Annotated in this window: 26 protein-coding genes; 9 read left to right on the top strand and 17 right to left on the bottom strand. The window is 67.4% G+C overall.

All coding sequences use genetic code 11. From position 1 onward, the window contains the following. Positions 1 to 45: 45 nt before the first annotated feature. The 3 genes from ACFQ50_RS09620 to ACFQ50_RS09630 all read left to right on the top strand — a co-directional run bounded on the left by ACFQ50_RS09620 (position 46) and on the right by ACFQ50_RS09630 (position 3,243). Positions 46 to 735 carry a TetR family transcriptional regulator gene (locus ACFQ50_RS09620; RefSeq protein WP_377995297.1) on the top strand — a complete coding sequence of 230 codons (690 nt, stop codon included), beginning with the start codon at positions 46 to 48 and terminating at the stop codon, positions 733 to 735. Next, a complete protein-coding gene (locus ACFQ50_RS09625) occupies positions 732 to 2,432 on the top strand; it encodes an MDR family MFS transporter (RefSeq protein WP_377995298.1) in 1,701 nt (566 codons plus the stop codon). The genes ACFQ50_RS09620 and ACFQ50_RS09625 overlap by 4 nt, the downstream gene beginning before the upstream one ends. Positions 2,433 to 2,643: 211 nt before the next feature. Next, entirely contained in the window at positions 2,644 to 3,243 is a 600-nt protein-coding gene (locus tag ACFQ50_RS09630) for a hypothetical protein (protein ID WP_377995299.1), read from the top strand. 25 nt (positions 3,244 to 3,268) lie between these two features. Here the strand turns inward: ACFQ50_RS09630 and ACFQ50_RS09635 are convergent, their stop codons facing one another. Both ACFQ50_RS09635 and serS read right to left on the bottom strand, forming a co-directional pair. Continuing rightward, positions 3,269 to 4,114 carry an HAD family hydrolase gene (locus ACFQ50_RS09635; protein WP_377995300.1) on the bottom strand — a complete coding sequence of 282 codons (846 nt, stop codon included), beginning with the start codon at positions 4,112 to 4,114 and terminating at the stop codon, positions 3,269 to 3,271. A gap of 124 nt (positions 4,115 to 4,238) precedes the next feature. Next, positions 4,239 to 5,519 (bottom strand): serine--tRNA ligase, encoded by a 1,281-nt coding sequence (gene serS / locus ACFQ50_RS09640; protein WP_377995301.1) that lies wholly within the window; start codon positions 5,517 to 5,519, stop codon positions 4,239 to 4,241. Between the two features lie 55 nt (positions 5,520 to 5,574). On the opposite strand from serS, the gene ACFQ50_RS09645 reads away from it, so the two are divergent. Continuing rightward, on the top strand, positions 5,575 to 6,642 hold the full coding sequence (locus ACFQ50_RS09645; protein ID WP_377995302.1) for a diacylglycerol/lipid kinase family protein: 1,068 nt from the start codon (positions 5,575 to 5,577) through the stop codon (positions 6,640 to 6,642). A gap of 18 nt (positions 6,643 to 6,660) precedes the next feature. On the opposite strand, the gene ACFQ50_RS09650 is transcribed toward ACFQ50_RS09645, so the two are convergent. From ACFQ50_RS09650 to ACFQ50_RS09660, 3 genes are all read right to left on the bottom strand, one after another. Further along, entirely contained in the window at positions 6,661 to 6,867 is a 207-nt protein-coding gene (locus ACFQ50_RS09650; RefSeq protein WP_377995303.1) for a hypothetical protein, read from the bottom strand. Between the two features lie 92 nt (positions 6,868 to 6,959). Beyond that, complete coding sequence (gene pheA / locus ACFQ50_RS09655; RefSeq protein ID WP_377995304.1) at positions 6,960 to 7,940, bottom strand: prephenate dehydratase; 981 nt, start codon at positions 7,938 to 7,940, stop codon at positions 6,960 to 6,962. Between the two features lie 75 nt (positions 7,941 to 8,015). Further along, on the bottom strand, positions 8,016 to 8,342 hold the full coding sequence (locus tag ACFQ50_RS09660) for a rhodanese-like domain-containing protein (protein ID WP_377995305.1): 327 nt from the start codon (positions 8,340 to 8,342) through the stop codon (positions 8,016 to 8,018). Positions 8,343 to 8,513: 171 nt separating this feature from the next. On the opposite strand from ACFQ50_RS09660, the gene ACFQ50_RS09665 reads away from it, so the two are divergent. Beyond that, entirely contained in the window at positions 8,514 to 9,941 is a 1,428-nt protein-coding gene (locus ACFQ50_RS09665) for an amidase (RefSeq protein ID WP_377995331.1), read from the top strand. Between the two features lie 18 nt (positions 9,942 to 9,959). On the opposite strand, the gene ACFQ50_RS09670 is transcribed toward ACFQ50_RS09665, so the two are convergent. Next, entirely contained in the window at positions 9,960 to 10,499 is a 540-nt protein-coding gene (locus tag ACFQ50_RS09670) for a DUF4190 domain-containing protein (protein WP_377995306.1), read from the bottom strand. Between the two features lie 105 nt (positions 10,500 to 10,604). After that, positions 10,605 to 11,444 carry an NERD domain-containing protein gene (locus ACFQ50_RS09675; RefSeq protein ID WP_377995307.1) on the bottom strand — a complete coding sequence of 280 codons (840 nt, stop codon included), beginning with the start codon at positions 11,442 to 11,444 and terminating at the stop codon, positions 10,605 to 10,607. A 400-nt stretch (positions 11,445 to 11,844) separates the two neighbouring features. On the opposite strand from ACFQ50_RS09675, the gene pgm reads away from it, so the two are divergent. Further along, entirely contained in the window at positions 11,845 to 13,506 is a 1,662-nt protein-coding gene (pgm, locus tag ACFQ50_RS09680; RefSeq protein ID WP_377995308.1) for a phosphoglucomutase (alpha-D-glucose-1,6-bisphosphate-dependent), read from the top strand. Positions 13,507 to 13,770: 264 nt separating this feature from the next. On the opposite strand, the gene ACFQ50_RS09685 is transcribed toward pgm, so the two are convergent. Next, positions 13,771 to 14,376, bottom strand: a complete 606-nt coding sequence (locus tag ACFQ50_RS09685) for a malonic semialdehyde reductase (protein WP_377995309.1) — start codon at positions 14,374 to 14,376, stop codon at positions 13,771 to 13,773. Between the two features lie 272 nt (positions 14,377 to 14,648). Here ACFQ50_RS09685 and ACFQ50_RS09690 point away from each other — a divergent pair, with 272 nt between their 5' ends. Beyond that, positions 14,649 to 16,001, top strand: coding sequence for a uracil-xanthine permease family protein (locus tag ACFQ50_RS09690; protein WP_377995310.1), 1,353 nt, complete (start codon positions 14,649 to 14,651; stop codon positions 15,999 to 16,001). A 123-nt stretch (positions 16,002 to 16,124) separates the two neighbouring features. On the opposite strand, the gene ACFQ50_RS09695 is transcribed toward ACFQ50_RS09690, so the two are convergent. Further along, the gene (locus tag ACFQ50_RS09695) at positions 16,125 to 16,673 is read right to left on the bottom strand and encodes a hypothetical protein (RefSeq protein WP_377995311.1); all 549 of its coding nucleotides are present in this window, start codon (positions 16,671 to 16,673) and stop codon (positions 16,125 to 16,127) included. Between the two features lie 183 nt (positions 16,674 to 16,856). Here ACFQ50_RS09695 and ACFQ50_RS09700 point away from each other — a divergent pair, with 183 nt between their 5' ends. Next, on the top strand, positions 16,857 to 17,354 hold the full coding sequence (locus ACFQ50_RS09700) for a DUF6328 family protein (protein WP_377995312.1): 498 nt from the start codon (positions 16,857 to 16,859) through the stop codon (positions 17,352 to 17,354). Between the two features lie 8 nt (positions 17,355 to 17,362). On the opposite strand, the gene ACFQ50_RS09705 is transcribed toward ACFQ50_RS09700, so the two are convergent. Genes ACFQ50_RS09705 through ACFQ50_RS09715 form a run of 3 tightly spaced genes read right to left on the bottom strand, consistent with a single transcriptional unit; the run spans position 17,363 to position 20,640 of the window. Continuing rightward, positions 17,363 to 18,487, bottom strand: coding sequence for a glycerate kinase (locus ACFQ50_RS09705; RefSeq protein ID WP_377995313.1), 1,125 nt, complete (start codon positions 18,485 to 18,487; stop codon positions 17,363 to 17,365). 54 nt (positions 18,488 to 18,541) lie between these two features. Next, a complete protein-coding gene (locus ACFQ50_RS09710; protein WP_377995314.1) occupies positions 18,542 to 20,389 on the bottom strand; it encodes a thiamine pyrophosphate-requiring protein in 1,848 nt (615 codons plus the stop codon). Between the two features lie 23 nt (positions 20,390 to 20,412). Continuing rightward, a complete protein-coding gene (locus ACFQ50_RS09715) occupies positions 20,413 to 20,640 on the bottom strand; it encodes a DUF6480 family protein (protein WP_377995315.1) in 228 nt (75 codons plus the stop codon). A 172-nt stretch (positions 20,641 to 20,812) separates the two neighbouring features. On the opposite strand from ACFQ50_RS09715, the gene ACFQ50_RS09720 reads away from it, so the two are divergent. Next, positions 20,813 to 21,103, top strand: coding sequence for a hypothetical protein (locus tag ACFQ50_RS09720; protein ID WP_377995316.1), 291 nt, complete (start codon positions 20,813 to 20,815; stop codon positions 21,101 to 21,103). A gap of 9 nt (positions 21,104 to 21,112) precedes the next feature. Here the strand turns inward: ACFQ50_RS09720 and ACFQ50_RS09725 are convergent, their stop codons facing one another. The 5 genes from ACFQ50_RS09725 to ACFQ50_RS09745 all read right to left on the bottom strand — a co-directional run bounded on the left by ACFQ50_RS09725 (position 21,113) and on the right by ACFQ50_RS09745 (position 26,106). Then, the gene (locus tag ACFQ50_RS09725) at positions 21,113 to 21,925 is read right to left on the bottom strand and encodes a glycerophosphodiester phosphodiesterase (protein ID WP_377995317.1); all 813 of its coding nucleotides are present in this window, start codon (positions 21,923 to 21,925) and stop codon (positions 21,113 to 21,115) included. Positions 21,926 to 21,948: 23 nt separating this feature from the next. After that, positions 21,949 to 22,191: a hypothetical protein gene (locus ACFQ50_RS09730; protein WP_377995318.1), complete on the bottom strand. Its 243-nt coding sequence runs from the start codon at positions 22,189 to 22,191 to the stop codon at positions 21,949 to 21,951. Positions 22,192 to 22,298: 107 nt separating this feature from the next. Continuing rightward, complete coding sequence (locus tag ACFQ50_RS09735; protein WP_377995319.1) at positions 22,299 to 23,117, bottom strand: HAD family hydrolase; 819 nt, start codon at positions 23,115 to 23,117, stop codon at positions 22,299 to 22,301. 54 nt (positions 23,118 to 23,171) lie between these two features. Then, entirely contained in the window at positions 23,172 to 24,881 is a 1,710-nt protein-coding gene (locus ACFQ50_RS09740) for a sensor histidine kinase (RefSeq protein WP_377995320.1), read from the bottom strand. Positions 24,882 to 25,011: 130 nt separating this feature from the next. Continuing rightward, positions 25,012 to 26,106, bottom strand: coding sequence for a LacI family DNA-binding transcriptional regulator (locus tag ACFQ50_RS09745; protein WP_377995321.1), 1,095 nt, complete (start codon positions 26,104 to 26,106; stop codon positions 25,012 to 25,014). Positions 26,107 to 26,163 lie beyond the last annotated feature (57 nt).

The raw sequence follows: 26,163 nt of genomic DNA on the forward strand, positions 1-26,163 counted from the left end.
CACCTAAAGTTGCACTAATTACGACTGAGTGCAAAACTTTACTTTGTGAATGAAAGTGCAAGTACTGGCGGCGGGCTGCGCGAGCGCAAGCGCGCCGCTACACGCGCGGCGATTACCGCCGTCGCCCGTTCCCTGACCTCCGAGCGCGGCCTTAGCGGCTACACAGTGGAGGACGTCTGCGAACAGGCAGGCATCTCCCGGCGGACCTTCTTCAACTACTTCCCCACCAAGGAAGACGCCATCCTGGGGCACGTGGACGACGAGCTGCCCGAGGACGTTTTCGACGAGTTCCTCCGGGGCGGACAGGGTTCCCCGCAGGGCGAGATCTCGGCGAGCCTGCTCCAGGAGCTCCTCCAGCTGTCGCTCAGCATGTCCGAGCGGATGAGCAGCTCGGAGGAGGAAACCCGCCAGCTGATCGGGGTCATCAAGAAGGAACCGCAGCTGATGCTCAAGATCATCGGTGCCACGGAGGAGCGGGAAGCCCATTTCGCCCAGCTCCTCGCCAAGCGGGAAGGCCTTCCGGCCAGCCACCCTGTGGTGCGGATGGCCGTGGTGGTGATGGGCAACATCGCCCGGCACACCAGCCTCGCCTACTTCTCCGAGGGCAACGCCCGCACGTACCGTGACCTGCTGCTCGAAAACTTCGAAGCCGCCAGGTTCCTGCTTTCCCAGCCGTATTCCCGCCCCGTTTCCCCCGCCCACACTGAAGCCCCCTCCGCAGAAGGACAGCCATGAGCACCGCCGTCAGTTCCAAACCCGCAGCCGGACCGCTGCTGCTGACCCAGAAACGCATCTGGATCATCTTCTCCGCGCTGATCGCCGGCATGCTGCTCTCCAGCCTCGACCAGACCATCGTGTCCACGGCCATGCCCACCATCGTCGGCAAGCTCGGCGGCGTCGAGCACCAGGCCTGGATCACCACGGCGTACCTGCTCGCCACCACCATCGTCATGCCGGTCTACGGCAAGTTCGGCGACATCCTGGGCCGCCGGAACCTGTTCCTCGTGGCCATCGCACTGTTCACACTTGCCTCGGTGGGCTGCGCCTTCGCCACGGACTTCTGGGGTTTCGTCATCTTCCGTGCCATCCAGGGCCTGGGCGGCGGCGGACTGATGATCCTCTCGCAGGCCATCATCGCGGACATCGTTCCCGCCAAGGAGCGCGGCAAGTACATGGGCCCGCTCGGCGCCATCTTCGGCCTCTCCGCCGTGGCCGGACCGCTGCTGGGCGGGTTCTTCGTTGACCACCTCACCTGGGAGTGGGCTTTCTACATCAACATCCCCGTCGGCATCGCCGCCTTCACCATCGCCTGGTTCACCCTGACGCTTCCCAACAAGAAGGCCGAAAAGCGGATCGACATCCTCGGCGTCCTGTTCCTCTCCGTCGCCACCACCTGCCTGATCTTCTTCACGGACTTCGGGGGCAAGAAGGACGAAGGCTGGGACTCGCCCGTCACCTGGGCCTTCGGGGCCGGCCTGATCCTGGCCGCCGCGGCCTTCGTCATGGTGGAGCGCCGCGCCGAGGACCCCATCATCCCGCTGAGCCTGTTCCGGAACCGGATCTTCGTGAACTCCACCGCCATCGGCTTCACCCTGGGCCTGGGCATGTTCGCCGCCATCGCCTTTGTGCCCACCTTCCTGCAGATGTCGTCGGGCACCTCCGCCGCCGAGTCCGGGCTCCTCATGCTCCCGATGATGGCCGGCCTGATGGGAACATCGATCTACTCCGGTATCCGCATTTCCAAGACCGGCAAGTACAAGATGTTCCCGGTCCTCGGCGCCAGCCTGACCATCGCCGCGATGCTGTGGTTCACCACACTGTCGGCCGAGACGCCCATCTGGGTCATCTGCGTCCAGCTGTTCCTTTTCGGTTCCGGCCTCGGCCTGATCATGCAGGTCATCGTCCTCGTGGTGCAGAATTCCGTTCCGGCGGACCAGATCGGCACCGCCACCAGCACCAACAATTACTTCCGCGAAGTGGGGGCTGCGCTGGGCGTGGCGGTGTTCGGCTCCATCTTCACCAACCGGCTGGCGGAGTCCCTGACCAACGCGTTCACGGGCGCCGGGGCATCGGCCGGCCAGGCATCCCAGTCCACCAGGACGCTGGATCCGCAGACACTCGGCCAGCTTCCGGAGCAGCTCCGCGACGCGATCGTCAACGCCTACGCTGATTCCTTGGCACCGGTGTTCTGGTACCTCGTCCCGTTCATCGCCGTCGCACTGCTTCTGGCCATCACCCTGAAGCAGATCCCGCTCTCGGACACCGCAGGCATGGTGGCCCGCGGCGAGGCCGTGGGCGGCGAGGAGGCGGAGCTTCTCGAAGCCGCCCTGCGCGGGGCCGTCCTTGGTGACCCGGCTGTTGGTGACCCGGGGTTGCGTGACGCTGACGGTGTAAAGGACGACGACGGCGAGCTGGCCGGCCAGCGCCGCTGACCTGCCGCTGGACACACAGCGCGAACTGGCAGCTGATGCCCTCAAATCCGGGATTTGAGGTCATCAGCTGCCAGTTCGGGCTTGCTGGTGGGGCTGAAGTGTCCGTTCGGGCTCCGCCCCAGCCCGGGTGTCGTGCCAGGAGTGAGATCCGTAACGTGCCGTAGGCTCCCAGCTTGCCTCGACGTGGGCACCGGGTAGTCTGATGTCCACCATGTTCACGCTGACTATCAATCAAACAGACAGCCGGCGCGACGGCGACCGGGTCCCGCATCTCCTCAAGGACCTACGACATATCCCGGCGCGACTGGACTTTGACCGCTCCGTCGAGGACGAGGTGCAGGGCATCGTGGATTGCCCGCACCAGGCGGTGGATGCGGCCCTGATCGCGCTCCGCTGCGGAAGCTGGTACGTGGGGATCGGCGTAGGCCCGGTGAACGAGCCGCTGCCCAACCAGATCAAGGACGCCAGCGGGCACGGCCTCATCTACGCCCGCCGTGCCGTGGACCGCCTCCGCAACAGCAAAGAGCGCATCCCTGTGGCCGTGGAGGGTCCCCTGGCGGACGTGGCTGCCGAGTCCGAGTCAGTGCTCCGCCTGCTGGGCTACATCGTCAGGGACAGGAGCGAGGCCGAGTGGCGCGTGCTTGACCTGATGACCCCCGGGGTGCGAGGCCAGCAGAAAACCGTTGCCGCCGAGCTCGGCATCACCTCGCAGGCCGTCAGCAAGGCTGTGGCGAGGTCGCAGTGGAACGAGGAGCACGCAGCCCGGCCGGCGGCGGCCAGGCTGCTCGCGCTGATTCTCGACGTGCGTTAGGGCGCCTCTTAAACTGGGGCGCCCGCTACAGGAGGCCGCGGAGCACGTGGGCGGCGCCGTCGTCGTATACCGACTTGGTGACCTCGTCCGCGGCGGCCACCACTTCCTCCGGAGCCTGTCCCATGGCCACGCCGCGGCCCGCCCAGCCGAGCATCTCGATGTCGTTGCGGCCGTCGCCGATGGCAACCGTGGCGGCGGGATCAACACCGAGGAGGCCGCGGAGGTTCTCCAGGGCGCTGGCCTTGGTGACGCCGGCCGCGGCGATGTCCAGCCATGCGGTCCAGCCGACCGAATAGGTCACCCCGGCAAGGCCGATGTGCCCGATGGCCTCGTTGAACTCCTCGGGCGTGTTCTCCGCGCTGAAGACGACAACACGGACGGCCGTGGCCTCGAGCATGGTCTGGAAATCCACACCGATGGCCTCGACGCCGAAGCTCGCGTCCTGGAAGCGCTCGGTGGAGAGGAAGTTGCCGTCCTCGTCCTCCAGCGCGTATTTGGCTGCCGGCAGGCGCTTACGGAGGGCGCGGAGCGCGGGACCGGGATCGAAGGTGGCCTTGTGGATGATGTCGTAGCCGTTGGGCAGGCCCGGGTCGAGGCGAAGTGTCACGCCGCCGTTGCAGCAGACCGCGTAGCCGCGGTCCAGGCCGATCTGTTCGATGATGGGGAGCGTGGCGTTGAGCGAACGTCCGGTGGCGATCAGGACCTCGTGCCCGGCTGCCACCACGGCCTGTGCGGCGTCGCGGACCGGAGCGGACATGTGGCCGTCGTGGTCCACGAGGGTGCCGTCCACGTCCAGGGCGATCATGAGCTTCTGTTGTGCGTCTCGCCGGTCTTCGATGCCGGCGGCTGAGGATTCAGTCAGTGTAGTCATGCTTCCTAGTAGAGCAGACGCCCCTGACACCCACTAGGACGCAGAGCACAGCAGGGCGTGAACAGCGGGTAAATACTCACAGGTTGTCCCCGGTGTGAGTATTTACCCGCTGTGCAGAATCCGCTTAGAGAACGGGAAGAACCTGGAGCCCGCCGAGGTACTTCTGCAGGGCCGCGGGCACGTTGACCGAGCCGTCAGCGTTCTGGTGGTGCTCCAGCAGGGCCACGATCCAGCGCGTGGTTGCCAGCGTGCCGTTGAGCGTGGCCACAGCACGGGTGCCCTTGGGGCTGCCGTCCTCGGTGAACACACGCTCACGGATGTTCAGGCGGCGGGCCTGGAAGGTGGTGCAGTTGGACGTCGAGGTCAGCTCGCGGTAAGCACCCTGCGTGGGGACCCAGGCTTCGCAGTCGAACTTGCGGGCCGCGGACATGCCGAGGTCGCCCGCGGCGGTGTCGATCACGCGGTACGGAAGCTCGCACTTGGCCAGCATCTGCTCTTCCCAGGCCAGCAGGCGCTCATGTTCGGCCGCGGCCTCTTCCACCGTGGTGTAGATGAACATTTCCACCTTGTTGAACTGGTGGACCCGGATAATCCCGCGGGTGTCCTTGCCGTGCGAGCCGGCCTCGCGGCGGTAGCAGGAGCTCTGGCCGGCAAAACGGATGGGGCCGGCGGAGAGGTCCAGGATCTCGTCCGCGTGGTACCCGGCAAGCGGCACCTCCGAGGTGCCCACAAGGTAAAGGTCGTCCTCGGCGAGTCGGTAGATTTCGGCGTCGTGCTTTACATCAAACCCGGTGCCCTGCATGGTCTCCGGACGGACCAGCGTGGGGGTGATCATGGGGATGAAGCCGGCCTCGATGGCCTGCTCCATAGCCATCTGCAGCAGGGCCATTTCCAGCCGGGCACCCACGCCGCGGAGGAAATAGAAGCGCGCACCGGAGACCTTGGCCCCACGCTCCATGTCGATCGCGCCGATCAGCTCGCCGATTTCGAGGTGGTCCCGCGGTTCGAAGCCGGGGAATTCACGCGGCGCGCCCACGGTCTTGAGCACGACATAGTCGTCCTCGCCGCCTGCCGGCACGCCATCTTCAATGAGGTTGGGGATGGTGCGCAGCAGTTCTTCCTGCTTTGCCTGGGCGGCGTCGGCCTCCGCCGAGGCGGCCTTCACCGCACCCGCCAGTTCGCGGACCTCGGCGAGCAGCGCCTGCTTTTCCTCGCCCTTGGCCTGGGCCACCTTCTTGCCGAACACGTTCTGTTCGGCGCGGAGGTTTTCAAAGCCGATCAGCGCCGCACGGCGGGCAGCGTCGGCGTCGATGATCGCGTCCACCAGGGTTTCGTCCGCACCGCGGGCGCGCTGGCTGGCACGGAACTTGTCCGGATTTTCGCTGAGGTCTTTTACGTCGATCACCAGACAAGGGTATCGAATCTGCGGGACACTCCGGGCGGGATAGTGTTGGAGCACCATGAGCGACCTGCTTCTTTACGTCCTGATCGCTGCAGCCCTGGCTTTCGCCGTCTCCAGCTGGTGGGGCGTGCGCAGGCTGAAGGCCCTGCACATCCGCAGCGCCGTGCGCGAAGAGGCCCACGAACACGGCCTGGAACGCCAGCGCGTCGCCGTCATCCTCAACCCCGTCAAGGCCAAGGCCGATGAAGCCCGTGCCACCATCCAGCGTGCCTGCCTGGCCGCCGGCTGGGAGGAGCCGCGGTTCTTTGAAACGACGCCGGAGGACCCGGGACATTCCCAGGTCCGGGCGGCGCTGGAGTACGGAGCCGACGTCGTCCTGGTGGGCGGCGGCGACGGTACGGTGCGCGTGGCGGCCGAGGCCCTGGCGCACACCGGGGTGGCGATGGGCCTGGTCCCGCTGGGCACCGGCAATCTGCTGGCCCGCAACGTGGACCTGGACGTCTACGACCTGTACGGCAACATCCAGACCGCGCTCTTCGGCCACCAGCGGTTCATCGACACAGCCCGGATGAAGATCGAGAACTCGCTCACCGGGCACTCCTCAAGCCACTCGTTCCTCGTTATCGCCGGCATCGGCATGGACGCCGAGGTGGTGGGTGACACGAACGCTGACCTCAAGCGCGCCGTCGGATGGCTGGCCTACACGGAGGCCGGCGTCCGTCACCTTCCCGGGCGCCGGAAGAAGGTGGCCATCTCACTGGATGACCAGCCTGACCAGTCGCGGAAGATCCGCAGTATCCTCTTTGCCAACTGCGGGCTGGTTCCGGGCGGCATCGACTTTATCCCGCAGGCCATGATCGACGACGGGATGCTGGACGTGGTGGTCATGAGCCCCCGCAGCGCCGTGGGCTGGCTGGCGATGTATGCCAAGATCCTGTTCAAGCACAAGCGGCACCTGCCCGTCATGAGCGTGTACCGCTCCGGCAAGGTGGTGATCAAGTGCCCCGAACCGATGCCCACCCAGCTCGACGGCGACACGTCCGGCGACGCCACGAAGGTGACAGTTCAGGTGGAGCCGAGGTCGCTGCTGGTGCGCGTCAGGGAAGAAACCGCGCGCGTCCCGTAGAACGTCAGGGCAGTTTGGCTAGGCTGACTGGGCGTGCTTGGCGGACTCGGCAGCGGCCTTGGCGGCTGCCCGGGCCTCGGACTGTTCGCGGATCATGGCCTGCTCCTCTTCGAAGCGCAGGCGGTCCGCACGGTCGGCCTCGTCCCCGTCCCAGTCCTGGTTCTCGGCTGTGGGCTTGGGATTGACGATCATTCCCTGGCCGTCATTGTCATTCTTGTCCGACATGACCCACTCCTTTCGTTGGGGCCATCCCTTTGTTGATCATGCAAGCATACGCACAGCAACAGGGGCAGGGAAGTGCCCCGCAGGGCATTTATCTACGCTGACGGCGAAGCTTCCGCCGGCGTCTCCGAGCCCAGGGAGTCGCTGGCGAGTATCCCTTTGACCCATGCATGCGCCGCCTGGAATGCCTCGTCAGTCGTGTGCTCCCGTACCACGGGGGCCTGCGCATCGGCACGGCCGTAGGAGCCAAGGAACCGCGTGGCAGGACTGATGCGGTGCAGGCCGGCGAGGGCGTCGGCCACCCGCGCGTCGCCAACGTGGCCGTCGGCGTCGATGCTGAAGAAGTAGTGCCCCAGGTACTGCCCGGTGGGCCGGGATTCGATGCGGCTCAGGTTCACGCCGCGGGTGGCGAACTGGTCCAGGATTTCCATCAGGGCGCCCGGCCGGTCCTCAGGAAGGGGCACCACCACTGTCGTCTTGTCCGCGCCGGTCCTGGCCGGCAGGACGCCCGGACGGCTGACGAGAATGAACCGCGTCACGGCGCCGGGATTGTCACCGATGTTCTCGGCCAGCACGTTCAGCCCGGGTTGCTCCGCGGCGACTATCGGCGCGCAGATTGCGGCGTCGTAGTGCGCGTCGTCCTCCAGCAGGCCCATTGCAGCAGCGGCCGTGGACGAACCGGGAATGTATTCTGCACCGGGAATATGTTGGTCCACCCACAGCCGGCACTGCGCCCAGGCGTGCCCGTGCGTAGAGATCCGGCGGATCTGGGAAAGCCCGACGCCGGGCCGCGCCACCAGCACGAAGCTGATGGGCACCAGGGCTTCGCGGATGATCCGCAGTTCCTGTCCCGTGGCAATCGCGTCCAGGGTGGCCGTGACGCCGCCCTCCACCGAGTTCTCGATAGGCACCATCGCAGCGTCCACCGACCCGTCCCGCACCCTGTCCAGCGCCGCGTTGACGTTGGAGGAGGGGATGCGCACGGCTTCGGCAGCATCAGGAACCTGCAGAAGCGCCGCCTCCGTAAACGTGCCCTCGGGGCCGAGGAAGGTGTAAGTGCGGCGGGCGGCGGGCATGGATATTCCTTTGCGGGGATGGGACGGGAAGGACGACGGCGGGCCGGGCCGAGCGAATGCGGCCGGCGGAGCGGCCTACAGAACCACGGGCTTGAGGCCGTTGTCGGATACCAGCGGCTTGCCGGATTCCAGCCACTGGTCCATGCCGCCGGCCACGTTCACGGCCGAGTAGCCCTGGCCCACCAGCCAGTGCGCTGCGCGGAAGGAGCGCCCGCCGGTCCGGCAGATCACATACAGGTCCTCGTCCGGGTCGAGGTCGTCCAGGCGTCCGGGCAGCTGGTCCATCGGGATGTGCAGGGCGCCTTCAGCGTGCCCGGCTACCCATTCGTAGTCCTCCCGCACGTCCAGAATGGTGGCGTCCGCGGGGACGTCCTTCACGGTGACGGTATCGAAGTCGCTCATGGGAGTCCTCTCCTTGGCCTCAAGCTCTCAGCTCCAGCGTATCGCCAGCACTGCCCCCGCACCCGCCGGCCAGCACAGGTTACGCTGGTCCGAAGCCCGCGAGCCGCTCAAAAGGGAGCACAGCAAAGGAGCACAGTGTCCGCCCCATCCCGCCTGGCAGACATCCACCGCATGCCGGCCGTCCAGCTCAGGGCAGCGCTTCATTCCGGAGAACTCTCCGCGCGCGAGGTCACGGAGCATTACCTGGCGCGGATCGAGGAATCGAACCCGAGGCTCGGCGCCTTCATCACCGTCACCGGACCACGGGCGATGGCCGAGGCCGCCGCAGCAGACGCCCTGTTCGCCCGGCGCCGCCCGGACCAGCCGCTCCCGCCGTTGCATGGGATGCCGGTGGCGTTCAAGGATCTCACCGATGTTGCCGGCGTAATCACCACCCACGGCAGCGCAGCGCTGGACCGGCGTCCGGCACCGGCCGACGGCGCCCTCGCGGCGGCGCTCAGGGGTGCAGGCGCCATTTCGCTCGGTAAGACCCAGGTACCCGAATTCGGGCTCACGGCCTACAGCGAAAACCGCATCGCACCGCCGTCGCGCAATCCCTACGCCCTGAGCCGGAGCTCGGGCGGTTCCTCCGGCGGAAGTGCCGCTGCCGTGGCGGCTGGGCTGGTGCCGTTTGCGCCCGGAACCGACGGCGGCGGGTCGATCCGGATTCCGGCGGCGGCATGCGGGCTGCTGGGCCTGAAACCCGGCCGGGGCGTGATCCCGGCAGGTGAAAGCAGCGGGGATCCCGCCGGCCTGGTGGTGGCCGGGCCGCTGGCGCGTTCCGCGGCCGACGCCGCGCTGCTGCTGGATGTCATGGCCCCCGCCGACGCGGCCACGGACAGCGCGGGAAGCGCAGACGGAGTGGGCTACCTGAATGCCGTAAGCCGGGCTCCTGCTCCGCTGCGGATCGGCGTCAGCCTGGACAGCCCGTGGGGCGGGATCTTCCCGTTCACCCCCGATCCGGAGGCACTGGATGCGCTGAACGCCGGCATCCGGCTGCTGACAGGTGCCGGGCACGACGTCGTCGAGGCTGAGATCCGGTACGACAACCGTTACCCCGACGCGTTCACCACTGCCTGGACGGCCGGGGTGGGTGCGGCCCGGATCGCACCGCACCGCGAGGCGCTGCTGACGCCGCTGACGCGGACCTTCCGGCGGCGAGCGCAGCAGCGGAGCGCCGCCAAACTCAACGAATGCCTGGCGTTCCTGCGGCAATTCGAGCGCGACACGCTGGCGCAGTACTCAGCCTGGGACTTGATCCTGACGCCGGCGCTGGCCCAGACACCGCGTCCGGTGGGCTGGTTCTCCGGGTCGGGCCACGGTGACGGCCGGTGGCCGTCACCGGAATGGGCGGGCGACGCCGACGGCGACTACCGCAGGCAGTGCGAATTCGCACCGTGGTCGTCCATGGTCAACGTGTGCGGCCTGCCGGCCGTCAGCATCCCCGTGCACTGGACCGGGGGCCGCCCGGGAGCTGGGCTTCCGATGGGCATCCAGCTGATTGGCCGGCCCGGCTCGGAGGCGCTGCTCCTGCAGGTGGCAGCCCAGCTGGGGTTCTGAGTTGGGGGTACCAGCCGGTCAGATGGTGCTGGACGTGCTGGCGACGCTGGCCAGGATGGTGAGCCCCACGATCGCGAGGACGGTCAGGACCAGGCCGAGATACCCCATCACCAGGCCGGCAATGGCGAAGCCGCGGCCTGACGGTTCACGGCGCAGCGCCAGATGGCCCAGGATCACGGCGGCCAGCTGCGGCAGGATGAAGACCCCGAAGCCCAGGTAGACGGCGATGCCGCAGCACATGCTGGCGATGCTCAGGCCCTTGGGCTGGGGTGCCGCGCCGTAATACGACGGCTGGCCGTACGGGCTGGAGTATTGCTGGCCGTACTGGTAGCCGTACTGCTGGCCATAGGGGCTGGCCGGCTGGCTGTGCTGCTGGCCGGCGTCGCCATACTGGCCGCCGCCATACTGCTGGCCGCCGTACTGCTGGCCGGGCGGGGCATACAGCGGCGGATCGTACAGTGGCGGGGCCGGGATGTCCGGGCCCTGGGTGCTATACGGCGATTGCTGGTGGGTGTCCGGTGCCTGCTCGTCGCCGGACCCGGGACGCTGCTCTGTCATGGAATTCCCCTCATTTGGTCCTCAACAGAACATTACCGCCGGCGCCACCGCAATGGCTCGGGAGGCCTGAGGACTTGGGAAGCCTGATCGTTTGAGAAAGCCCGGTCACTTGGGGAGCAGCTCCCACAAAAGCCACAGGGGCGGCGCCAGCAGTGCCGCGGAAACGAGGCCCGCGACGAGCGACCTTCCCACCACCCGCAGCACGGTCCCCGGCCGCCGCTCCCCGCCGGACAGGTAGTGCGGTGGAACAGGACGCCCGCGGCCCGGGCGGGGTGTGGCCGGGCGGGGTGTGGCCGAGCGGCCCCCGGCCGGGCGGTACGCGGGGTTCCGGACAGTGCCGGCCTCCGGCGCCTGCGGACGGGTAAGGAGCTGCCCCAGCTGCGCGTAGAGCCTGAGGACCGAAGGTGCATCCAGCACGTCCGGCAGGTCGGTCACGGCGGAAGCAACGCAGTCGATCCCCCGCACCTCGATGCCCGAACCGGTGGTGCCCTGCATGTCCGGCTGTGCCGTCAGGCAGATCAGGGACCGGACCAGCCTCCGCCACGGCGCCGGCAGGACCGCGGCCACGGCGGCGGCCTGCGCCAGCGCCGTCTCCACCGCCGGGAACCGGTCATGGCCGTTCTGCCGGAGCGCGCCATCCACGACGTCGACATCCCCGGACCAGTTCTTGGCACTGACCACCACCACACCACCGGGTCCCACCAGGACATGCTCCAGCCGGGCCAGCGGGCGGCCGGGCCAATGGACGTCGTGCAGGAGGAACCAGCCGTACGGCCCCAGCTGGGCAAGCCTTTCGGCCACGAGATGGCTTTGCTCCGCACCTACAAGGCCGGCACCGGCAGGACCCGTACCAACGGGGCCGGTGGGGGCGAGGTCACGCTTCAGCCGCGCGATCCGTTCGGAGGCGAGCCTCGTCCGTTCGAATGCTGCATCTCCAGCCCCCATTGTTCACCTCTGCATTGCTCGCTCGTCTTCCAAATGACCGGCCCGATTCAACGAACCAAATCCCGGCTGTAAATGTCCCGGCCCGAAAGGCCGGACAAATTGCCGGCCCAAACGGGCCGAATTACCTGCCAGCGGATGGCACGGCTGAAATTCAGCCACAGGCTTCCGGGACGTTTCCGCTGGTCCGGACACCCGGCGTCGTACATGGCACCAGCCGTTCCTGCCGTTTGAACGTAACAGCCCCTTCAGGGGCGGGTATATAAGTACTTTTCAGCACTACTCAGTTTTTTATCGCGGATAAATGCAAGTAGTCCGGAAGAATTGGTGACATTCCGCGTCACAGGGGCCGGATTCCGGACACTTCGTGTTGCCGTTCGCCGTCGTCTGGCATGCTGGTGCCATGGCTAGCCGAGCGGGCACAGTTGCCCAACCCCAAGACCTTGTTGACCTGACCGCACTGCTCGACGCGTACTACGACGTCAAGCCTGACCTGGGGGACCCCGGCCAGCGCGTGGCCTTCGGAACCTCCGGGCACCGCGGATCAAGCCTGAAAGCGTCCTTCAATGAAGGGCATATCGTGGCGATCACGCAGGCGATCGTGGAGTACCGCGCCGGACAGGGCATCACCGGCCCGCTGTTCCTGGCCAAGGACACCCACGGACTGAGCGAACCGGCGCAGAACTCCGCCCTCGAGGTGCTGGCCGCAAATGGCGTAAACGTCCTCATCGACGCGCGGCACGGCTACACGCCCACCCCGGCACTGAGCCACGCCATCCTCACCTACAACCGCAACGCCCCTGCCGGGGCCCCGCAGGCCGACGGCATTGTTGTCACCCCCAGCCACAACCCGCCGGCCGACGGCGGCTTCAAGTACAACCCCCCGCACGGCGGCCCGGCCGACACCGATGCGACGGGCTGGATCGCCAACCGGGCCAACGAACTGCTGGAGAACGGGCTCCGCGGCGTGAAGCGGATTCCGCTGGCCCAGGCCCTCGAGGCCGAAACCACCGGAAAGTTCGACTTCCTCAGCAGCTATGTGGACGACCTGCCCTCCGTCCTGGACCTGGACGCCATCCGCAACGCCGGTGTGCGGATCGGGGCCGACCCCATGGGCGGCGCGTCCGTGGACTACTGGGGTGAAATCGGGGAACGCCACCAGCTGAACCTCACGGTGGTCAACCCCACGGTGGACCCGCAGTGGGCCTTCATGACCCTGGACTGGGACGAGAAGATCCGAATGGACTGCTCCTCCCCGTCGGCCATGGCCTCGCTCATCAACCGGATGTCTGTTGGTGCGGACGGGTCCGCCGCCTACGACGTCGCCACCGGAAATGACGCCGACGCCGACAGGCACGGCATCGTTACTCCTGACGGCGGCCTGATGAACCCCAACCACTACCTCGCGGTTGCCATCGACTACCTGTACCGCAACCGCAGCGGCTGGAACCCGAACTCCGTGGTGGGCAAGACCCTCGTGTCCTCCTCGATCATCGACCGCGTGGCGGGCGGGCTGGGCCGCAAGCTGGTGGAGGTGCCCGTGGGCTTCAAGTGGTTCGTCCCCGGCCTGCTCTCCGGCGAAGGCGCGTTCGGCGGCGAGGAATCGGCCGGCGCCTCGTTCAACAAGCGCGACGGCAGCGTCTGGACCACGGACAAGGACGGCATCCTGCTGGCCCTTCTGGCCTCGGAGATCACCGCTGTGACCGGCAAGTCGCCGTCCCAGCTCTACAAGGGCCTCACGGACCAGTTCGGCGCCCCGGTCTACGCACGGATCGACGCCGCCGCAACCCGGGACCAGAAGGCGGCACTCGGCAAACTGTCACCGGAGGATGTCACTGCCACCGAACTGGCCGGCGAGACGATCACGGCAAAGCTGACCAAGGCGCCGGGCAACGGCGCCTCCATCGGCGGCCTGAAGGTGGTCACCGAGAACGCATGGTTCGCGGCCCGCCCCTCCGGCACCGAGGACGTCTACAAGATCTATGCCGAGTCCTTCAAGGGCGCCGACCACCTCAAGCAGGTCCAGGCCGAAGCCAAGGCGCTGGTGGACGGGGTCATTTCCTAGGACCCAGCTGGGTTGAACCCGGATCCGGAAAGCGCCGGATGGCATCAGCCATCCGGCGCTTTCTTGCTGCTGTGCAGGCGCATCTGCGGCCGGACGGACCGGCTCAACAGGTCCAAACAGGACTACTATTGGAATTGGCCCGGATGCATGCCTTGCAGTTCTGAACTGCAAAAATACTGTCCCGAATGCCTCCGGAATGTCCCCCATATTGCCGGAGGCATTCCGCGTCCGGAGCCCAATAAGCCCCAGGCTTTTGCGCGGCGATCAGACCGTGCGGACCACGTCGTCGTAAGCGAACTTGGGCTTCGCTGCACCCCAGGCCTCGGGGCCGGGCTGGCCGATGTTGACCACCAGGAAGCTCTTCTGGTCGCCTGCCGGGAAGAACCCGGCGTCGATGGCGGCGAAATCCGCGCCGGTCATCGGACCGGCGGCGAAGCCGAGCGAGCGGACGGCCAGGATGAAGTAGCCGGCCTGCAGGTGGGCGTTGTTGTTGCCCGTGGAGGTGGCCAGGTCCGGGGAAGCGTCGTACATGGCCTTGGGGGCGTTGTAGCCGGGGAGGAAGCTGTCCCACTGTTCCTGCCAGGCGGTGTCGTAGCTGAGGATCGCCACGAGGGGTGCGGAGGCCGTCTTGGCCCGGTTGCCCGAGGACAGCGTGGGCACCAGCTTGGCGCGGGCCTCCTCCGAGCGTACGTAGGTGACGCGCAGCGGCTGGGAGTTGAAGGCCGTGGGGCCGAACTTGGTCAGCTCGTAGATGGCGCGGGCCTGCTGCTCGCTGACCTCGCCGGTGAACGCGTTGGCGGTGCGGGCTTCGGCGAAGATGGCATCCACTGCGGCGGAATCGATCACTGCTTCTTCATGGGCGATTGTCATTCGCGCCCCTTTCACTAGGCCGACGTCCCTGCGGGCGGCGTCGGGCAGTTCTGATTGCTTTCGTTGGGTCCAACCGGATTTAGCGGCACGCTCTTCCCCGTACAGCCAAATAGGCAGCGTGACGTTTGACACACCGGCGTCCTTTCCTTGCTGAACAGCGCTGCACATGCCCCAGGCCGGAAGCCCTCTCGCGCCCGCGTCCGGCGGGGTATCCTTGCTCCTGAAGATCCAGCCCGGCGAGCGGGCAAACTCCCCTCCGAAAGGCCCCGCCAATGAGCATGCTCGGATTCAAATGGAAGCTGCACGGCAACGGCAAGGCAGTCCGTCCGGGCGAGGTGGTGGCTCCCGGCGAACGGCTCGCGTGGCCGCTGACCATCGGCGTGGGGATGCAGCACGTTGTGGCCATGTTCGGAGCCACCTTCCTGGTGCCGATCATCACCGGCATGCCGCCGGCCACCACCCTCTTCTTCTCCGGCATCGGCACGCTTTTGTTCCTCGTGATCACCCAGGGCCGCGTTCCCAGCTACCTTGGCTCGAGCTTTGCGTTCATCGCGCCCATCACGGCGTCCCAGCAGCAGTTCGGGATCCCCGGGGCGCTCGGCGGCGTGGTGCTGGCCGGCGCTGCCCTGGCCATCGTCGGTGCAATCGTGCAGAAGTTCGGCGCCGGCTGGATCAACCGGCTGATGCCTCCGATTGTCACCGGCGCCATCGTGGCCTTGATCGGGCTCAACCTGGCCCCCGCAGCCAAGAACAACTTTGACGCCGCCCCCGTGACCGCATTGGTGACGCTGGTGACCATCATCGCGGTGAGTGTGCTGTTCCGCGGGATTTTTGGCCGCCTCAGCATCCTGGTGGGCGTGGTGGTGGGCTATCTCGTGGCCATGCTCCGGGGCGAGGTGGACTACTCCAAGATGGATGCCGCCGCCTGGGTGGGCCTCCCCCAGTTCCAGACCCCTGAGTTCCACCTCGGCGTGGTGGGCCTGTTCGTTCCTGTGGTCCTGGTCCTCGTCGCGGAGAACATCGGCCACGTGAAGTCCGTGTCCGCCATGACCGGCCAGAACCTCGACGGCGTCTCCGGTCGCGCCCTGATGGCCGACGGCGCCGCCACGGTGCTCGCCGGCTTTGGCGGCGGCTCCGGCACCACCACCTATGCGGAAAACATCGGCGTCATGGCCGCCACCAAGGTCTATTCCACGGCCGCCTACTGGGTGGCCGGCATCTTCGCCATCCTGCTGAGCTTCTCGCCGAAGTTCGGCGAACTGGTGGCCACCGTCCCGCCCGGTGTGCTGGGCGGCGCAGCCACCATGCTGTATGGCATGATCGGCGTCCTCGGCGTGAAGATCTGGGTCCAGAACAAGGTCAACTTTTCGAACCCGGTCAATCTGACCACGGCCGCCGTCTCCCTCATCATCGGCATCGCGGACTACACGTGGACCGTCGGGGATCTCAAGTTCACGGGCATCGCGCTCGGGTCCGCCGCAGCCTTGGTGATTTACCACGGCATGCGGGCCATCGCGAAGGCGCGGGGCACTGCTGCCGAGCCGGAGACGGAGCAGCAGGGCCTGCCGCCCGCCGCCAAGGCCGCCATCAACGCCGCAGCAAAGAGGCAACCCAAGAAGCGCTAGCAATTCTGCTCCACTTTCGCGGCTTGGGCCCGAACAGCAAGGCCGCGGCGCCCTGTTTCGAGGGGGGGTGCCGCGGCCTCGCCGGTTTCAAAGTGGTGCAAAAATGCAGCAGACGGGGCGGGTTTATCCGGCGTCGAACGTTTCGTCGTCGTCGTTGGGTGACTTTTCCTTCGGCAGGTCGTTTCCGCTGCCGTCCGGAATGCCCGCAGCCTCCTGGTCCGGCTCCGAGGAAAACTGCCCGGCGCCCGATTCGTCAGCGTTGCCCTCGTCGATTTCGGCATCCGCCGAGGGCACGGCAGTGTCCCCGTCCTCAGCGCCCGCGCCGGGTGAGGCGTCCGGATCACGCGGCACCGGCGACTCGCCGGGGACCGGATCAAAGCCCGCCACGGTGCTCTCACTCTCGGCGTGCAGCTGCTCGTCCGTTCCGCCGAAGCGTCCTGCCCCGGGCTCGCCCGAGCTGTCCTGGTCCCCCTCGGCGAAGTGGCTGAGGTTCGGCGTGCCGGTCTGGAAGGTCTCTCCCTCCGGGCTGTTCTGGTTCAGGCCCGCCGCGTCGAAGTCTTCCTCTTCCCGCGGCTGGGCGAACTGCTGACCGCCGGCTTCCTGTTCCACGGTGGGGGTGCCGTAGCCTCCCACTTCCTCTTCAGGGGCTGCGTGCTGGTTGTCCTGGCTCATCTGTTCCTCCTGCTTGGTGGGGAATTCGGGCTGCCGGTTGTTCGAACCTAACGCAGGTTTGAGGAGCAAGTCCACCACCTGAGGCAAAGCTAGTCAGTAAACTTAGCATTTGTTGAATTAGGGCAGACTTGAGCCTAGGTTTGAGGCAAGTGCGCACGCTGCAGGCCAGACAGAGGAGGCTTCATGACCGATCCGGACGCCCCGGCCGGCAGCGGCCGGAACGAGACCCGCGAAGAGCAGCTGGACCGGAACTGGATGGAACTGATCCAGGAGCTGCGGGTCCTGCAGACGGGCGTCCAGATCCTTGCCGGCTTCCTGCTTACACTGCCGTTCCAGCAGCGCTTTGAGACCCTCGATGACTTCCAAATCACGCTCTACCTCGTGAATGTGGCCCTTGCCGCGCTGACCACTGCGTTCATCCTCCTGCCGGTGAGCGTCCACCGCCGGCTGTTCCGGAAGCGGCTCAAGGCAACCCTCGTGGCCAGCGCCGACAACATCACCAAGATCGCCCTCGGCGGGGTGGCCGCCCTCAGCGTGGGAACAGCCGCGCTGGTGTTCGACGTAACGGCCGGGCGCAGGGTGGGCTTGATCGCCGGTGGCATTCTGTTCGCGGTACTGGCCATCCTCCTGGTGTACGTTCCCATGCACCTGCACCGGCAGGCCAAGAAGGAAGGAGTCTGAGCGGGCGCTCAGGCCCCTTCCAGCACCTGGCGTGTGGCCCACGCGAGGTATTTGCCGGCGTCGGAGATTGCCTCCTGCGGGCTGGGTGCGACGTCCAGCAGCTGCGCCGCAGCCACCACGCCGTGTTCGGCCAGCTCCTCCGGTGTGACCAGGATCCGCCCCGCCACCGCGACCACGGGGATGCCGCGCTCCCGGGCGGCCTCGGCGAGCGCGATCGGCGCCTTGCCGGTGAGCGACTGCGAGTCCATGGAGCCCTCGCCGGTGATCACCAGGTCGGCGTCGGCAAGCTTCTCGGCCAGCCCCGTCAGTCCGGCGACCAGCGCGAAGCCGCCTTCCAGCGTGGCCTGGGTGAAGGCGAGGAACGACGCCGGGAAGCCGCCGGCGGCGCCGGCGCCCGGGACGTTGACGTCCCGGCCCGTCGCCTCCCGGAGGAGGGATGCCCAGTTGCGCAGGCCGGCGTCGAGCTTCTCCATCGCATCGTCGTCGGCGCCCTTCTGGCGGCCGAAGACGTGCGCGGCGCCAGCGGGTCCGTACAGCGGGCTTTGGACGTCGACGGCGATCCGGAACTGAACGGCGGAGAGCCGCGGATCCAGCCCAGTGACGTCCAGGGAAACCGCGTCGGCCAGTGAGCCGCCGCCCAGCGGCACCACGTTCCCGGCGGCGTCGAGCGGCTTGAGGCCCAGCGCGCGCAGGGCGCCGCTGCCCCCGTCGGTCATGGCAGAGCCGCCGACGCCCAGCACGATTTCGGTGGCGCCGGCGTCGAGGGCAGCGGCGATGAGCTGCCCGCAGCCGTAGCTGTGCGCCCGCAGGGAATTCTCCGGCGTCGGCTCCATGTGGGCCAGGCCGGAAGCCTGTGCAGTCTCGATGACTGCGGTGGTGGCGCCGGACCCGTCCTTCCGAAGCGCCCAGGCAGCGCCGATCGGGGCCAGGATGGGACCAACGACGGCGTTGATCCGCTCCTCGTAGCCGGCGGCGACGGCGGCTTCCAGGGTCCCTTCGCCGCCGTCGGCCACCGGGAACTGGGTGGTCACGGCGTCCGGGTAGACGCGGAGCGCGCCCTCGGCGATGGCGGCGGCGGCTTCGACGGCGGTGAGGGATCCCTTGAACTTGTCAGGGGCGATGAGGATACGCATGCCCCTATCCTGCCATTCCCATACGGGAATGCGCTTGCCCATTCCGTCATGCGGTCAGCTGCGGGACTCCTCCTGACCTGCATAGGCGTCCAGCAATGCCGCCGCGCCCTCCCCGGATCCGCCTTCTTCGGCGAGGGCTGACCGCATGTCGTCCAGCTTTTCCGCCCCGGCCGGAAACGGCGGCAGAAGGGGCACATCCGGGTCGGTCAGGACCTCGATTACCACCGGGCGCTCCGCCGCGAGCGCCCGGTCCCACGCTCCGGCAAGCTGCTCCGGTGATTCAACGCGGATGCCCGTCAGCCCCAGCAGCTCCGCGTATCCGGCGTAGGGGAAGTCCGGGATTTCCTGACTGTCCGGGAACCTCGGCTCGGACTCGGTTTCCCGCTGCTCCCACGTGACCTCGGCCAGCTCGCGGTTGTTGAAGACGCACACCACGAAGCGCGGGTCGGACCACTGCCGCCAGCGGTGTGCCACGGTGACCAGCTCGGCTATGCCGGCCATCTGCATGGCACCGTCGCCGGCCAGGGCTACCACCGGCCTGTCCGGCCGGGCCAGTTTGGCCGCGATCCCGTAAGGAACCGAGCAGCCCATGCTGGCGAGTGTCCCGGAAAGGTGCGCCGGCACTCCCGCCGGAAGGGTCAGCTGGCGGGCGTACCAGTAAACGCAGCTCCCGACGTCGACACTAACCTGGGCGTTGCTCGGCAGCCGGCCGCTGAGCTCGCGGACCACGAGCTCGGGGTTGACGGGCTTGGCCGGAACGCGGGAGCGCTCCTCGGCGAGGGAACGCCAGCTGCGGACCTGCTCCTCCACGTCCGCGCGCCACTGCTTGCGGGCCTCCGCGTTTGCTTGCCCGTCTGGCTGGCCGCCTGGCTGGCCGTCGGCGCCGTTCAGCAGCCCGGCCAGCCTCGCAAGGGTTTCGGCGGCATCGCCCACGAGGCCCACCTCGACTGGATAGCGGTTGCCAACCTTCCGGCCGTCGATATCCACCTGGACTGCCCGGGCAGCACCTGGTTTCGGATAGAACTCGGTCCAGGGGTCGTTGGAGCCGATGATCAGGAGGGTGTCGCAGTTCCCCATCAGATGGGCGCTGGCCGTGGAACCGAGGTGCCCCATGGTGCCGGCCGCGAACGGCAGCGTTTCATCCATGTACGGCTTTCCCAGGAGGCTGGTGGTGATGCCGGCGTCCAGCTGTTCCGCCAGGGCGATCACCTCAGCCTGGGCATTCTTGGCACCCTGGCCCAACAGGAAGGCCACCTTGCTGCCGGCTGCCAGCACCTCGGCGGCCCGGGCCAGGTCGTCATCGCGGGGCAGCACCCTGGCGGGCTGCCATTCGGGCGCGGTGACGATGATGCCGTGTTCCTGGCCGAGCTCGGGCGCCGGGGCCTTCTGGATATCGTGCGGCACAATCACAACGCACGGGGTGCGGGTTTCGAGGGCCGTGCGGAAGGCGCGGTCCAGCACCATGGGAAGCTGCTCCGGGGTGCTGACCATCTGCGCAAACTGCGCCGCCACATCCTTGAAGAGGGTGAGCAGGTCGATTTCCTGCATGTAGGCCGACCCGAGCACGCTGCGGCTCTGCTGGCCGATGATGGCCACCACCGGCGCGCCGTCCAGCTTGGCGTCGTAGAGCCCGTTGAGGAGGTGCACCGCGCCCGGCCCCTGGGTGGATGTCACCACGCCCACCTGGCCGGTGTACTTGGCATGCCCGACGGCCATGAACGCTGCCGTTTCCTCATGCCGGGCCTGGACGAATTCGACGCCGGAACCATCGACCTCCCCAGTGCTGCGACGCAGGGCGCCCATGAAGCCGTTGATGCCGTCCCCGCTGTAGCCGAAGACCCTGTTGACGCCCCAGGCTTTGAGGCGCTCCACCATTACGTCGGCAACCAGCCGGTCAGCCATCGCACGCTCCTTCTGATAGTCGCTTATTCGTCGTGCCCCTGGTCGCCGCTCATCTGGTCTTCTGCGGGCGGCGTCTCCCCGGGCGGCACGCCTCCGCCGGGTTCGAGCCCCGTGACGTTGCCGTTCAAGGGGTCGGGGTTGGGCGTGGCGGCCGAGTCCCCGCCGTCGTCATTACTGTCCGCGGCGTCCCGGTTGTTGTCGGCGTCCCGGTCCGGATTGGCCGGGTCATACTCGGGGTGGTAGCTGCTCATGGTCCTGCGGTCCTCCTTGATTCAGGCCGCCGGTGTGGCGACGGACTTCTGTAACGGACTCATGCTGCCGGGGTCCGGCAACACTGGACTAATTGTAAGCATGCTGATAATTCTGGAACAGTCAGATGCCGCACAGTCCGGCCACGCCGGAACGTATCGAAGGAGCAAACTGATGGGAATCGGCGACAGCATGGGCAAGGCAGCGGAAAACGCGATGGAGGACCTGGCGCAGACGTCCGATCCTACTGATGACGCCCATGTTCCTGAGCCCGGAGCCGAGGACGACGACATCCAGGTCCACTCCTCCATCAGCGAAGGCTCCAACGCGGCCGACGAGTCAGCCGGGGCGCCCACGCACGGCGTCCCCGGCCCGGCGGGACTCCCCGATCCGGATCCGGAGGAACTGCGGGCCGATCCTTCCGAAGGGGACCAGGACCCGGGCACCGGCCTGGGACGCGGTTAGTTCACTTAGCTAACCCCACTGTCCGCGCGCCTGCAGGACATCCTTCAGCAGGTCGGCACGGTCGGAGACGATCCCGTCCACGCCGAGATCGAGCAGCCGGTGCATCTCGGCGGGGTTGTTGATGGTCCAGACGTGCACATACAGCCCGAGCTGATGCGCCCGGCGCACAAATCCCGGCGTGACGACGGGAATGGCCCGGTACCGGACCGGCACCTGCAGGGCATCGACGTCGCGCAGGGCCCGGCGCAGGACGGCCCTCACCGGAGACCCCAGCGCGGGAACGGACAGCAGCGGTCCCAGCACCAGGAAGAGGGCGTTCGCCAAGGTGCCCGCAGAGGCTGCGGTCCTGCGGCTGAGCTGCTTCACAACCGCGCGGCGCCGGCGGTCGGAGAAACTGGCGATCAGCACGCGGTCGTGGACCTGATGGCGCTCGATCGCGGCCACGACGCTGGGGATGGAGTGCCAGTCCTTGACGTCAAGATTGAACCGCGCATCCGGAAACGCGGCCACAAGTTCGTCGAACGTGGGCACGGGCTCCGTCCCGCCGATCCGCACCCGCCGCACCTCGTCCGCGGTGAGGTCATGGATCCTGCCATGGCCGTCGGTGACCCGGCCCAGGGTGCGGTCGTGGAAAAGGAGCAGTTCGCCGTCGGACGTGGTGTGGACGTCCGTCTCCAGGTGGGAAAAACCAAGCTCGACGGCGGCGCGGAACGCCGCCAGGGTGTTCTCCAGGCCCGCCAGCGAAAATCCGCGGTGTGCCATGGCCACGGGGTTTCCGGATCCGGGTACAGGTCCGGAGAAGTAAGGCAGCGTTCCCGTCATCCCCGAAGCTTAACGGAGCACCCTCAGGCCGGCAGGATCTCCACGCCGTCGCTGCAGTGCAGCAGCGTGCGGCCGCGGCCGCCGTCGAGATCCACCCACACCACGGTGCGGTCCGGCGTGACGGCCGATACGCGGCCGCCGGTTTCAAATCCCGGCGCCAGCCGGACGCTGACCCGGTCACCCTCGCGCAGCGCCGACCAGTGCGCGGACGGCTCCACGGGACGCAGCGGAGCCTCGGCGGCATTTTTGGTCTTTTTCCTGGCCACGATGTCCCCTATCGGTCACTCACCCAACAGGCCACACCCTATGGGGCGCACATGAACGCAAGTTGACCACCAGCCGGGAGTTCGGTGGCAGGCAGACGACGGCCGGCTTACGGCAGCTGGAGGCCCAGAGCGGCGAGCTTTTCCTCGAGAATCTGGGCCACGCCGTCGTCGTCAAAGTGCGGCGCCTGCTGGCCGGCGGCCCGGATCGCCTCCGGATGCCCGCTGGCCATGGCGTAGCCGTGGCCAGCCCAGCGGAGCATCTCGATGTCGTTGGGCATATCGCCGAACGCCACGACGTCCGCGGCATCGATCCCCAGCGAGGCAGCGTAGTCAGCCAGCGTGGCGGCCTTGTTGATCCCCGGCACAGCGAGCTCCAGCATGGCGACGGTGGGCGCCGAGTGCGTCACCGATGCGAGGTTCCCGACGGCGGGGCCCACCTCCGCGAGGAACTCGTCGGCCGTGCCTTCGCGGACAATCGCCAGGAACTTGACGACGGCGTCTTCCGCGGTGAGCGTCGAGGCCAGCGGAGCAGGGGTGAATTCGGAAAGCAGCTCGCTCGAGCCGTTTTCGATGAAGCCGGGCTCGAGGTGGAAGCCGGTGAGCGTTTCGGCGGCGAAGAGGGCGGTGGGGCGCACGTTCTTGATGATCCGCCGGATTTCGAAAATGTCGTCGATGGCCATGGTCTGCGCCGAGACAACCTTGTCCGCCTCCAGATCCCACACCACGGCACCGTTCGAACAGATCACCGTACCCGTGTGGCCCAGTTGTTCCTCGAGCGGGTGCAGCCAGCGCGGCGGGCGGCCGGTGACAAAGACGAGTTCGACGCCGGCACTCCGGCAGGCGTGGAAGGCACGGACGGTGCGGTCACTGATTCTTCCGTCGTGCCCAAGGATCGTTCCGTCTATGTCACTCGCTACCAACCGCATGCTGCCAGTTTACGTGGGCCGGGCCGGATGCTGTCCGCGGCAGGAGACACCGCCTCAGGAGACGGGGAGGCTCACCGTCACCGTGGTCCCCTTGCCCGGCGCACTCCGCAGGCTGATGGAACCGCCGTGGCCCTCCACGATGGTCTTGCTGATTGGCAGCCCCAAGCCGGCGCCGGGGATGGCAGTGTCGCGGGAGCGGGCGGACCGGAAGAACTTGGTGAACGCCTGCTCCTGTTCCTGCCCGTCCATGCCCATGCCGGTGTCAGCAATGGAGCAGACAACGTGGCTGTTCGCCCGGTGGGCACGGGCAATGACCCTTCCCCCGTCCGGCGAAAACTTGATTGCGTTGGACACCAGGTTGCCGAACACCTGGCGGATCCGCACAGGATCGACGCGGGCGGTCAGGGGCTCCTCCACGTCGAGGACGAGTTCCACACCATTGACGGCGGCCTGGGCGTGAAACGAGGCCACGACGCCGGCCAGCAGGGTGGCCACGTCAGCGTCCTGCAGGGTCAGTTCGATCCGCTCCGAGGCAACGGCAATCAGACCGTTCACGAGGCCCAGCAGGTGGTGGGCGTTGCGCTGCACGATCCGCAGTTCCTCCCCGATGTCCTCGTGGCCGGGCTCGTCGAGGACGAGCTCGAGGTAGCCGAGGATGGACGTCAGCGGGGTCCGGAGCTCGTGGGAGACTGTGGCCACGAAGTTGTCCTTGGCCGACAGTGCACAGATCAGTGCCGTGACTTCAGCGAAGGTGATCACGGCACCTGCATGGCTTCCATTGGTGGAACTCATGGTGCGGGCCGTGACGGAGTACGCGCGCATCTCCTCGCCCTCGCCCGCCCAGTACAGCTCGTCGGTGAACTTCTCGCCGCCGGCGGCACGCGCCGTCGGGAAGCGTTCCGGCGGCACCGGGGTGGTGCGGTCGGCGTGGAACAGCCGCGGCTGGTTGGCTGAAAGGCGGGACAGTGCCGCGTCCGTCTCCAGCGCCTTGTTGGTCAGCACGTCCTTTCCGTCCTGGTCCACGACCCACACAGCCACATTGACTGTGGAGAGCACAGCATCCAGCAGCCGCTGCCGGCGGATGCTCTCGGCGGCCGTCTCCGCCAGGGCTTCGTCCTTTCTGACCAGGATCTGGCGCTGGCGGTAGAGCGTGCCCGCCACCACGTGGGCCGTGACCGCAATCGCGGCCATGACCAGGGGCAGGAAAATCGTCCGGATCATCGACCCCTGCGTGGGCGGGGTGCCGAGGGCCGCTGCCGGCACCAGAGTGCTGAGGACGGTGGCAGCCACGGCGAGGACGACGCCGGCCCGGTTGCGGTCTACGGACAGCCAGATGACGGGAAAAACCAGCAGGAGACTCAAAACGTTGAAGTTGGGGCCGCCGGCCTCCCGCGTGAAGCCGATGGCCACGCAGTCCAGCGCCGGAATCACGGCGTAGGCGCCCCTCGGCAGCCTGCCCCAGGGCACGGCCACGCTCAGCACGAAAAGGGAGGTATGGGCCAGCAAGGCGAGCTGGAAGCGCGGATCTGCCAGGGTTTCGGGGTGAAAGACCCTGGCGGCGGCAATTACCAGCACAACGGTCACCGAAAGGGGCAGCTGCCGGACAACGACGCGGCCGCGCTCGCCAAGGCGGCCAAAGAATGCATCCACCCTGTCGGCCAGATCAGCCTTACCGGCCGAATCAGCCTTACCGGCCGGTTCAGAGCCAGTGCCGCCGCCAGGCTGAAGCTCCGGCTGGACGTCCCGTTCCGCTACACGACTCATCAGTCTCTTCCCCCGGAGCAGCATGAAGTAAAGCCTCCGGCTGCTTGAAGGGCACTGGTCACAGAATAACCCGCAGGAGGCAGCCGGGCGGAAGCTGTCGCGGGACAATCCCGGCTTTACCGGGCCGTTCTTACGAGACCAATCCCTTCCGGGCGCTGTGCTGCATGACGCTGTGCTCCCGGTCGCTGTCCTGCCGGGGCGGCGCGGTGGACTCCCTGACCACCAGCTGGGTGGCAAGCTCCACCCTTCGCGAGTCCAGCAGCTCCCCGCGCATCTGGCGCAGGACGAACCGCAGGGCGGTGGCGCCCATCTCCTGCAGCGGCTGGGAAACCGACGTCAGCGGCGGCACCGACTCCTCGGCCTGGTACGTGCCGTCGAAGCCCACCAGGCTCATGTCCTCAGGCACCCGGATTCCCTGCCGGCGCGCTTCGGCGAGCACACCCAGGGCAATGCTGTCGCTGCCGGCAAAGATGGCCGTAGGGGGCTGGTCGAGCCCAAGCAGGTGTTTCATGCCTTTCGCGCCGTGTTCCGACCGGAACTGGCCCGACAGGACATAGTCGTCCTCGACACCCACCCCCGCCGACCTCATGGCCGCCATAAAGCCGTGCAGCCTCGCCTGGTTGCATTCGGCCGCATCGGGCCCGCCGAGAAAAGCGATCCGGCGATGCCCCAGCTCCAGCAGGTGTGAGGTGGCCGCCTTGCCGCCTGCCCAGTTGCTCGCACCGACACTGACCACGTCCCCGGGCGGCGGATTCAGGGGATCGATGACCACCACGGGGATTTTCCGCCGGTGAAAGGCATCCAGCTGGGCGTCCCCGAAGGCTGAAGTCACGACGATCATGCCGCACCGGCCCTCGTCGACGATCCGCTGGGCACGCTGCTCCGGGGTCAGGGTCGAGGCGCCCTGCTTGCCTGTGACATTCAGCAGCACCTCAATGTCCGAGGCGGCTGCGGACTCCACCACGCCGTTGAGCACTTCTACGGCATAGCCGGATTCCAGGTTATCGATGACCACCTCGACCATTTGCCGGCCCGAGACGTTCCGGCGGTTCTGCAGCGGCGACTTGTACCCGGTCCGCGCGAGCGCGGTCAGCACTTTGGCACGAGTGTCCGCAGCGACGTCGTCCCTGCCGTTGATCACCTTGGAGACGGTGGGCGTGGAAACGCCCGCCTCCCGCGCAACGGCCGCCAACGTCAGCTTGCCTTGAGATTCGGTCCTGGCCATCATTTTCCCTTTTCGAAAGATTTCGAGACCTCAGTCTGCAGGCTTCTTACTGGTTCG

Origin of the sequence: Arthrobacter sp. NPDC056493 (genome assembly GCF_042795115.1) — a bacterium.
Classification (GTDB): domain Bacteria; phylum Actinomycetota; class Actinomycetes; order Actinomycetales; family Micrococcaceae; genus Arthrobacter.